Here is a 9,338-nt window from a genome sequence, read left to right as displayed (position 1 = left end):
TTGAAGGTCTTCGTCGATGAGGAACAGATTTCGTCGCTTGAAAAACGCATGGCGGAACAGGGCTACCTGGATGGCTCAAAGATGTCGTCTGCCTTCAACATGTTGCGGTCCAACGACCTGATCTGGTCCTACGTGGTCAACAACTACCTCAAGGGTCAGGACCCCTTCCCGTTCGATCTTCTTTACTGGAATTCCGACTCGACCCGCATGCCGGCTGCCAACCACTCGTTCTATCTGCGCAACTGTTATCTCGACAATAAGCTTTCCCGCGGTGAGATGGAAATCGCCGGTGAGATGCTGGATCTTTCCGAAGTGACAATTCCGATCTTCAATCTTGCCACTCGGGAAGATCACATTGCGCCACCCAAATCGGTGTTTCTGGGATCAGGCTGCTTCGGAGGTCCGGTTGAGTACGTCCTTGCCGGTTCCGGACATATTGCAGGCGTCATCAATCCACCGGCAAAGAACAAATATCAGTACTGGACCGGTCGTGAACCCAAAGGCGCTCTTGAAAGCTGGCTCAAGAAAGCAGAGGAACATCCCGGATCCTGGTGGCCCTATTGGGATCAATGGATCCGCACTCAAGACGACGCCAAGGCAAAGCCGCGCAAGCCGGGTGCAAACCGGGTGAAAATTCTCGAGGACGCGCCGGGCTCCTATGTGATGAAAAAGGTCTGACCACCCAGACTTTCAAGGTGCGCGACAGATCATTGTCACTCCCTGCCGTTCGTTCGGAATCGAATTTTGGGTAACGTCACCCAAAGTGGGCGGCCAAGGGGGTCAAGGTCATTGCGAGCAGCTTGCCAAATCTATCGGCTTTCATCGGCCGACCAAAATGATACCCTTGAACCGTTTCGCATTGGCAACTGGCCAGAAAAGCCTGCTGCTTGGCTGTCTCCACTCCTTCGGCGACCACATTCAGGCCCAGCTCCCGACCAAGTGAAATGATTGCGCGCGCTATGGCCTGATCGCTGTCTCCAAAGTCGAGATCGCGGATAAAACTCTGGTCGATCTTAAGTCGTGTCAGCGGAAAATTCTTGAGCGCGGCCAGACTGGAATAGCCGGTACCGAAATCGTCGATTGCGAGCTTGACGCCGATCCGGCGAAATCCGGTCATCAACCGAACTGCCAGATCTGCATTCTGCATCAACAGGCTTTCAGTCACTTCCAGTTCCAGAAATTTGGCAGGCAGGCCGGTTTCCTCCAGAGCCCCACGCACATTTCTGATCAACTGGGCATCTCGAAACTGCCTGGCAGATACGTTGACACCAACGGTGATAGGAGGAAGGCCGGTGTCCTGCCAGATCTTGTTTTGCCGACAGGCTTCGTTGAGGACCCAACGGCCCAAAGGCACAATCAGACCACTTTCCTCCGCGAGCCTGATGAATTGTCCCGGCATCATTCTTCCCAGGACCGGATGTGTCCACCTGACAAGAGCTTCCGCGCCGACAATTCGGCCGCTCATCAGGTGATATTGCGGTTGGTATTCGAGAAAAAACTCGCCAGCATCGATGCCTGAACGCATTTCCTCCAGCAGTGTCAGTTTATTGACCGATCTGTCGGGCCGTACATGCTCATAAATCTTGTACCCGTCGCGACCGGACGATTTGGCTTCAAACATCGCCTTGTCAGCGTTCTTGAGAAGTTGGTCCGCATCAACGGCGTCTTCCGGAAAACGCGCAGCACCGATACTGCACGTGACATGAAAGGATAACTCGCCGATGCGAATGGTTTTTGTGATCTCATCGCGCAAACGCACGATTAGGTCTTTCAATTCAACCGCTTGTGCATCGGATCCTTCAACGATCAGGACAAACTCGTCTCCGCCAAAACGAATTGCATGCGATCTACCGCTCTCAGTCAAAACGAGCCGTTCGGAAATCATTGTCAGAACCTGATCGCCAATCGCATGGCCAAAACTGTCGTTTACGAACTTGAAGTTGTCCAGGTCGACAAACACCAATGCAACTGGTTCTCCTGTCCGCCGACTAGTCTCGACCACGTTTTCCAGCTTGGAGTTGAATTCCTGACGATTTGGCAGACCGGTCAAAACATCGTGGTTCGCCAAATACCGGATCCGACTTTCCGCGCGATCGCGCTCAACCGCGATCGAAGCCAACCTGGCCGCCTCAACAGCCAGTTTTCGCTCATGTTCGGAGGGGCTACGAACTTTGTCCGTGTAAAGACCGAAAGTGCCCAGAACCTTGTCGTCTTTCCCGAAAAAAGGAACAGACCAGCAAGACCGTATTCCGAATGGGGACACTGTTTCGGAAAAATCTTCCCAAAGCTCGCTTGCCTGTATGTCGTCAACGAAGACATTTTCACGCCTGTAGACGGCGGTGCCACACGAACCGACCTTTGGTCCGATCGGAATTCCGTCAGATAGTTCCACAAACTCACTGGAGAGATTGGGTGCTGCTCCTGCGCGCAAACACGTGCCGGTTTCATCTACCAGCATTACTGAGCCCTTCACTCCGTCAAGCTGGCTCTCGATCGTCAAAACCAGAGTTTCCAGGACTTCGTAAAGGGATTTTCCGGTGGCAATTTCCTGCAAAACCTTGTTTTGCCCCTTTTGCAGCAGTTCGGCTTTCTTACGCTCCGTTATATCGCGGGAAATTCCGACCAGCCCGACAACTTCCCGGTCATGGTTCAGAACAGGAAACTTCGACGAGGACAGCCATTTGCGCTTGCCGTTGGCCAAAACGGAATATTCTTCGAAATCGATTCTGGGATTACCCGAGGTCATGATTTCCGATTCAGCGGCCCTGAATTTCCTGCCGACGTCCTCGGGGTGCAGCTCCAGGTCGGTCTTTCCAATCAATTCGGCCGGATCACTGAACCCGAGTTCGTCGGCCACAGGCTGGTTTGCCATTACAAACCTGTGGCTCCTGTCTTTTACGAAAATATGGTCGGAGACCTGGTCAACGAGAGTTTGAAGCCACTCTCCACTTATCGACAGCTCATCACCTCTTCCCAGTTGCACCGAACCGTTCAGACGGGAAAGCTCCGCAGCCAGAGACACTTCTACGTTTTCAGCACAAACGTTCTCAGTATTGTCGTTCTTTTTAGAGGTCATGACACAACTCAGTTTTCTTTTACGAACTGCTGAGAGCCAATTATTGACGACTGTTCTCAAACTCAATCAACTTCTATACCGGCAAAAAATAAATACTTCACAAATAAATTTTTCTGTTCTTCAAACTCAACGATTTATTCAACGTCTGAAATCACTAAAATTTACAATATACTACAACTCACCCATTGATATACTTATCTCCACTGCACCACCCTTGGTTGGCAACACGTTGCGCACGTCGTATTCTTCCCCAGGATTGAATTGCCAAGTCCCGGTGAGGACGCGTATGATCGCCGAACATCCGCAAGCATCAAATGGATCATGCAAAACTCACAGCGCCACCTTTTGCCAAAAGCAGCTGCCGGACAAAACCAGGCGTCCGGTGCCAATACTCCCTTGCTCTTGTTGAAAAGCGGCGTTGGTGGGCCTGTCGGACCAGCATCTACATATGCAAAGATTGTTGCGCCCGCCTTAATCACTGCTGCAATCTGGACAAAGATCTGGCTGGACACGGCCTTTACAGTGATGCTTGTTGTCGGTGTTTTGCTGTTGCTTTTCAGGCTGCCAAAGTTGCTTCCCAACAGGCGGTGGACTGGAAACTGGGCAGAAAAAGCCAGCTTTGGTGAACGTATCTGGCTCAACAGGCCGTTGATACCGATCCCGCAGGAGATCAATCACCGCCTTTCGGTGCTCCACCTTGTATTCTGGGCGGGTGTTCTGATTGCCATCCTCGGTGCGTTTACTTCGTCCCCGATCCTGTCAGGCACGGGGCTCCTGGTCGGCTACGCGACCCAAGCCGTCTGCCTTCGAAAACTCATCGACCTCTATGAGTTGATGAAGGACAAAGCACCGCTTTATCGCTTCTGGACCTCGGCGCCTGAAAACGACAACAAACCTAAGAAAAATGCAAAAGCGTGAGCTGCTGTCTCGCTTCTGACTTAAGCTCAGACTTGTTCGAACATCGGCGCAAGGCTGATCAGCTGCCGCGCAGACGCCGTTCAGCCAAGAGACCGATATAGGTCAGTGCGACGCTCGCACCAGCAATCGATGTGATGTCTGCATGATCATAGGCAGGCGCAACTTCAACAATGTCGCCACCGACAAAATCCAGATCACCCAGATTGCGCAAGATGGAAAGCGCTTCCCTGGACGACAGGCCACCGGACACCGGTGTTCCGGTTCCAGGTGCAAATGCCGGGTCCAGGCAATCAATGTCAAATGTCATGTAGGCAGGTCCGGACCCGACCCGTTGCTTTACGCGCTCGGCAACACCTTTGATCCCGAGGTCATCAAGTTCATTGCCAAAAATGATCTCAAGACCGCACGTTTCGGGAGCATGGGTGCGAATTCCGATCTGGATGGATCTTTCAGGGTCGATCAATCCCTCGCGCACCGCCCGTCCGGTAAAGGTGCCATGGTCAATTCTGTCCCCTTCATCCGACCAAGTGTCCTGATGCGCATCGAATTGCACCAGCGCGAGCGGTCCATGCTTGGCGACATGAGCTCTCAGCAAAGGATAGGTTACGAAGTGGTCACCACCGATGGAAAACAGATGCGTGCCGGTTTTCAGGATCTCGCTTGCCTGAGCTTCGATATGGCCGGGGACATCCGCGTTACGTCCGTAGTCAAAAACGCAATCACCATAGTCGACACATGCAAGGGTCTCGAATGGATCCATTTGGAAGGGATATTGTGGATCGCCATCAAAAATCGCCGAGGCGCGGCGGACCCCTTGTGGGCCGAAACGAGCCCCGGGACGATTTGAAACCGAGGCATCAAACGGGATCCCCCATACAGCCAGGTCAACACCGTTCAGATCGCGACTGTATCGCCGGCGCATGAATGACAGCGCACCAGCATAAGTCGGTTCGTGAGATCCCCCCAATACGGACGATCCCAGGAATGCATTGTCGGTTGGACGGGGTAAATCTGCTGTCATGGCTTTTTTCCTGGAAGGGGTTGCGCCTTTGTCGGGACGGCAATTGCGATCAATCACCAATGACAAATTTCCTGAATCTTATGGACACGGATCTGTAACTTGCAGAGTTTCACTTTGTCTCCATCAAGCGTTTCAAGGAACTCCTGATCCGGTCTTATCAGAGGCAGATGTCCTGTGACAACGAAAACGACGTTTCAGGGAACAGGCCATCCGTCGACAGTTTCCGAACCTCTTGAAATACATGAAGCAACTCGCAAGAATGGCGCAATTTCATAGACCATTTCCAGGACAATTTGAGCCGATCCATGAGCAACCCGGAAAATCACATTCATACAGAAGATACCGGTTCCGGGCGGGCGCATGATCACGACGGCGATCATGATCACTCTGTCGAAGTAACTGATAAAAATGCACGCGCAGTTGCCTGGGCGGGACTTTTGATTGCCGGTTTCATGTTTGCTGAGCTGATTGGCGGCTGGTTGGCCGGATCATTGGCTCTCATGGCCGACGCCGTTCACATGGTGACGGACGCAGCTTCTCTCGGTCTTGCCTGGTGGGCATTTCAACAGTCCAAGAAACCGGCCGATGCCCGCCTGACCTATGGACGTGACCGCCTGCCCGTTCTGATCGCATTCGCAAATGCCGTCTTTCTTCTTGTTGTCACAGCCTGGATCTGTGTTGAGGCAGCCGGTCGGCTGATTGAACCGCAAACCGTGCTGGCGGGACCAATGTTCGTAATTGCGGTACTCGGATTGCTGGTAAATATTGGCGCATTTCTCATTCTGCAGCATGGCGGCGACGGCTCGCTGAACATCAGATCTGCGATCCTGCATGTCCTTGGTGACCTTCTTGGCTCTGTCGCGGCGATCGTCGCGGCTGTTGTGATCTATTTCACCGGCTGGTTTCCAATCGATCCGATCCTGTCCGTCTTCGTTGCCTTGCTGATCGTTCGTTCCGCAATCAAGGTGATGCGCCAGTCAGCTCATATTCTTCTGGAAGGTGCGCCAGCCGAGATTGACCGCGAAACAGTCAGGACAGACTTGCTTGCCGTAGTACCCGGACTTCAGGACGTTTATCACATTCACCTATGGTCCCTTGCAGAGGGCAAGATCAACGCGACCATGCATGCCGTCATCTCCTCAGACGAAACAACAGACGCCGTCCTCACCCAAATGCGGACGCGATTGAAAACCGAGCACGGAATCGGACACGTCACGATCGAATCGTCACCCGATACTGAAGTCGATGCCAAGCAGGATACGTAAGCGACCTCCGCCTGTTTCGGGTGGACAGGCTGGCTCACGGTCTGCGACTTTTTGGACCGGCAGCTCGTGACCGACAAAAAAGTCGCGTCGATCCGTTGTCCCCTCTCATTGTCACCGTTAAATTCTTTGCTTTCGAGAGCTGACACAAAGCCTCACGCAGCACAAACCCCCGTCAAACGATGACCCGGATCAAGGATCACAATCTGTGGCAGACCAGAACACAAAAATCCTGCGCGGCAGGCTGCTCACCTTTTCTTCCGCGCCCCAAGGCGAGGAAGATACGCAGGCCTACAGCTATGAAGAAGACGGGGCCCTGCTCATTTCAAACGGGCAGATTGTTGCCCGAAGTTCCTATAAAGATGTTGCAGCTTTAGCGCCGGCAGGCACAGAGATCGTCGATCATCGCCCGCATCTGATTTTGCCAGGTCTGATAGATACCCATATCCACTTTCCTCAAGCCGAGGTTATAGCTTCCTGGGCGGACCAGTTGCTCGACTGGCTGAATGACTACACTTTCCCGGCCGAAATGAAATTCACCGATAAAGCACATGGCGCACGCATTGCCCAAGAATTTTACGACGCCTTGCTTTCTCACGGCACCACAACGTCTTCGGCTTATTGTTCCAGCCACCCCAACTCGGTAGATGCTTACTTCGAGGAAGCTGAACGACGCAGCATGCTAATGCTTGGTGGCAAGACAATGATGGACCGCAACGCCCCCACCGGTGCGTGTGACACAGCTCAAAGCTCGTATGATGACAGCAAGGCACTTGCTACCAAGTGGCATGGCAGAGGTCGAGCGCATTATGTGGTTACACCGCGCTTTGCTATCACTTCGACGCCTGAGCAACTCGAGGCGGCTGGATGCCTGTTGACTGAATTTCCCGGCTGCCACTTGCAAACCCATATCAACGAAAACCATAACGAGATCACCTTTACCAAAGAACTCTATCCGGAGGCTCCTGATTATCTCGGCGTCTACGAGAAGTTCGGTCTGCTCGGCCCGAAAACCTTGCTCGGCCACTGCATTCACATGAATGAGCGCGAATTGCGGGTGATGCAGGAAACCGGCTCCATCGCAGTGTTCTGCCCGACTTCCAACCTGTTTCTCGGCAGCGGATTGTTCAACAAGGCTGGGTTGGAAGATGCGGGCATTCGCACCGCGATCGCTACGGATGTCGGTGGTGGTACAAATTATTCAATGCTGCGAACACTTGATGAGGGTTACAAGGTCCTTCAGATGCAACGTCAGCGCATGCATCCACTGACGAGCTTTTACTGGGCAACGCTTGGCAACGCTGATGCGCTTTCTCTCTCCGACAAGATCGGAACCCTTGATGTGGGAACAGACGCGGATATCGTCGTTCTGAATGCAAAGGCAACCCCGACAATGGCTTTGCGCATGGAAACGGTCGAAACCTTGTCGGGAGAGCTCTTCGTTCTTCAGACGCTGGGTGACGACCGTGCAGTGATTGAAACCTATATCTGCGGTCAACCGAGCAAACCCGGTCGCTGAATTCCGAAACCTTGGCGGGCGTTACCAGCCAGTATCCGATTGAACATCAATCGCAAAACTTCCAATTGTCGCCTCAAATCTGAGCGGCTCCAATCCTGTTTGTTAAATCAGGCCAAGTATCGCCGTTGCCTGTTAAAGCTCTTGTGTTCCCGTAACCGGTGACCGGAACGCCGCGTAACCGGCGTTCCGATTGCGTCGAGCCCTATACCGTTTTCTGGTTCAATCGCCTGCGTTGAAACATGGGCACGAAGGCTCCGAGCGAAAATGCTGTAAAGGTTGCCGTCGCGGCGAAATAAACCGAAGAAAACCCAAACCTTTGAATGAAGGGCGTCAACAGCAGCGGTGAGATTACCTGACCAAGAAACATGGCTGTTGTGACAATTCCGGAAACGCTGCCACGCCGCTCCTTTGGTGCCACTTGCAACGCCAGGAACAAGAAACCCGGTTGCACCAAAGCATACCCAGCACCGATCAAAGCAGCACCCGGCAGGACAAACAGCCAGCTTGCGTCGACCGCCAACACACAGAACCCCGCTGCCATCAAGGCGTATCCAACTGCAAGAGTTGCCGCCAGTCCCAATCTTTCACTCAGTCTCTTGAAAACCATCGCGACAATGCCGCCGGTCAGCATAAGGGTGCCAAGACCAACAGTGGTTGCGGATGCGCTGTCGAAGCCGTTGGCGTCCAGATAAAACGGCAATTGACTGGGCATCAGGAAGAACAGCATCACCGTGAACATCGTCAGGGCTGCGACGGATATCGCTGCACCGAACCAGTGCACCTTGGCGCCGTGCGATTGATCCGTACCATCCTGATTGCCATTCGGTTTCTCACTTTGCTTTTCCTGACGATGGATGGAAATGAGCAACGGTAAAAAGAGGATCGGCAGGGCGTAAACCAGAAACGGCAGTCTTGGCGACTGACCTGCCAGCAAGCCCGCAAGACCGATAAACAGAAGGCCGCTGAAATTGATTGCCGTGGTTTGCCAACCCATGAAAGCACTCCGACGAGAACCGCTGAAGAGATCCCCAACCAGCGCGACCTGGGCCGTCATGGTCATCGCCACGGCGACACCGAGGACAAGGCGACTGACCAGGATCGAGACAAGATCCGGCAAGTAAGCCCCGGCGCTACCCGCAACAACGAAAAGCAGAATGCCCGCGATCAGCATTATGCCCCGTCCATATCGATCAGCTGCAAGTCCGGCAAATGGCGCCACCAACACAACGGTCAAAGACGGTGCCGACACCAGGAAACGGGTCAGGTAGGCAGCACCGGGTTCGCCGGCGAAACTGGCCTCAAGCGCCGGCAAGGCCGGGCTGATGGTGGCATTTGCCATGATTTTCAATGTGGCCGTCAACAACAGGCCGATCGCTGCTGCTTCCAGCCAAAGTGGCCGTCTTGTGACGAATTTTCTGTCTGTCACTTCAAATTCCCTTGCCTTTTTGAAGATTGAAAGCCAGCCTACAAATTCAAGTCGACTTGAGGTCAAGAGATGAAATTACTGGATATTTCGGAAGTGTCTCACCAAACCGGCATTGC

At 53.3% G+C, this 9,338-nt stretch carries 7 protein-coding genes; 4 read left to right on the top strand and 3 right to left on the bottom strand.

Translation table 11 applies throughout. The features are described from left to right. A partial coding sequence (locus K5905_RS19435; protein ID WP_367186990.1) for a PHA/PHB synthase family protein occupies positions 1–678 on the top strand: 678 nt, incomplete at its 5' end. Between the two features lie 76 nt (positions 679–754). Here K5905_RS19435 and K5905_RS19430 read toward each other — a convergent pair. Further along, positions 755–3,076, bottom strand: coding sequence for an EAL domain-containing protein (locus tag K5905_RS19430; RefSeq protein WP_297586768.1), 2,322 nt, complete (start codon positions 3,074–3,076; stop codon positions 755–757). A gap of 321 nt (positions 3,077–3,397) precedes the next feature. On the opposite strand from K5905_RS19430, the gene K5905_RS19425 reads away from it, so the two are divergent. Then, entirely contained in the window at positions 3,398–3,994 is a 597-nt protein-coding gene (locus K5905_RS19425; RefSeq protein WP_297586767.1) for a DUF6653 family protein, read from the top strand. 58 nt (positions 3,995–4,052) lie between these two features. Here K5905_RS19425 and speB read toward each other — a convergent pair whose 3' ends face one another. Further along, positions 4,053–5,015: an agmatinase gene (speB, locus tag K5905_RS19420; RefSeq protein ID WP_297586766.1), complete on the bottom strand. Its 963-nt coding sequence runs from the start codon at positions 5,013–5,015 to the stop codon at positions 4,053–4,055. Positions 5,016–5,320: 305 nt separating this feature from the next. On the opposite strand from speB, the gene K5905_RS19415 reads away from it, so the two are divergent. Together K5905_RS19415 and guaD are read left to right on the top strand one after the other, a co-directional pair. After that, positions 5,321–6,280, top strand: coding sequence for a cation diffusion facilitator family transporter (locus K5905_RS19415; protein ID WP_297586764.1), 960 nt, complete (start codon positions 5,321–5,323; stop codon positions 6,278–6,280). 205 nt (positions 6,281–6,485) lie between these two features. After that, positions 6,486–7,796 carry a guanine deaminase gene (gene guaD, locus K5905_RS19410; protein ID WP_297586762.1) on the top strand — a complete coding sequence of 437 codons (1,311 nt, stop codon included), beginning with the start codon at positions 6,486–6,488 and terminating at the stop codon, positions 7,794–7,796. A 202-nt stretch (positions 7,797–7,998) separates the two neighbouring features. Here guaD and K5905_RS19405 read toward each other — a convergent pair whose 3' ends face one another. Then, the gene (locus K5905_RS19405) at positions 7,999–9,222 is read right to left on the bottom strand and encodes an MFS transporter (protein WP_297586761.1); all 1,224 of its coding nucleotides are present in this window, start codon (positions 9,220–9,222) and stop codon (positions 7,999–8,001) included. Between the last annotated feature and the right edge of the window lie 116 nt (positions 9,223–9,338).

It is taken from the genome of Roseibium sp. (assembly GCF_025698965.1).
Taxonomy (GTDB): Bacteria; Pseudomonadota; Alphaproteobacteria; order Rhizobiales; family Stappiaceae; genus Roseibium.
This window is presented reverse-complemented; position numbering and strand designations above follow the sequence as displayed.

Coding starts and splice junctions, on each gene's coding strand:
- K5905_RS19430 (WP_297586768.1), bottom strand. CDS start 3,076: ATGACCTCTAAAAAGAACGACAATACTGAGAACGTTTGTGCTGAAAAC.
- K5905_RS19425 (WP_297586767.1), top strand. CDS start 3,398: ATGCAAAACTCACAGCGCCACCTTTTGCCAAAAGCAGCTGCCGGACAA.
- speB (WP_297586766.1), bottom strand. CDS start 5,015: ATGACAGCAGATTTACCCCGTCCAACCGACAATGCATTCCTGGGATCG.
- K5905_RS19415 (WP_297586764.1), top strand. CDS start 5,321: ATGAGCAACCCGGAAAATCACATTCATACAGAAGATACCGGTTCCGGG.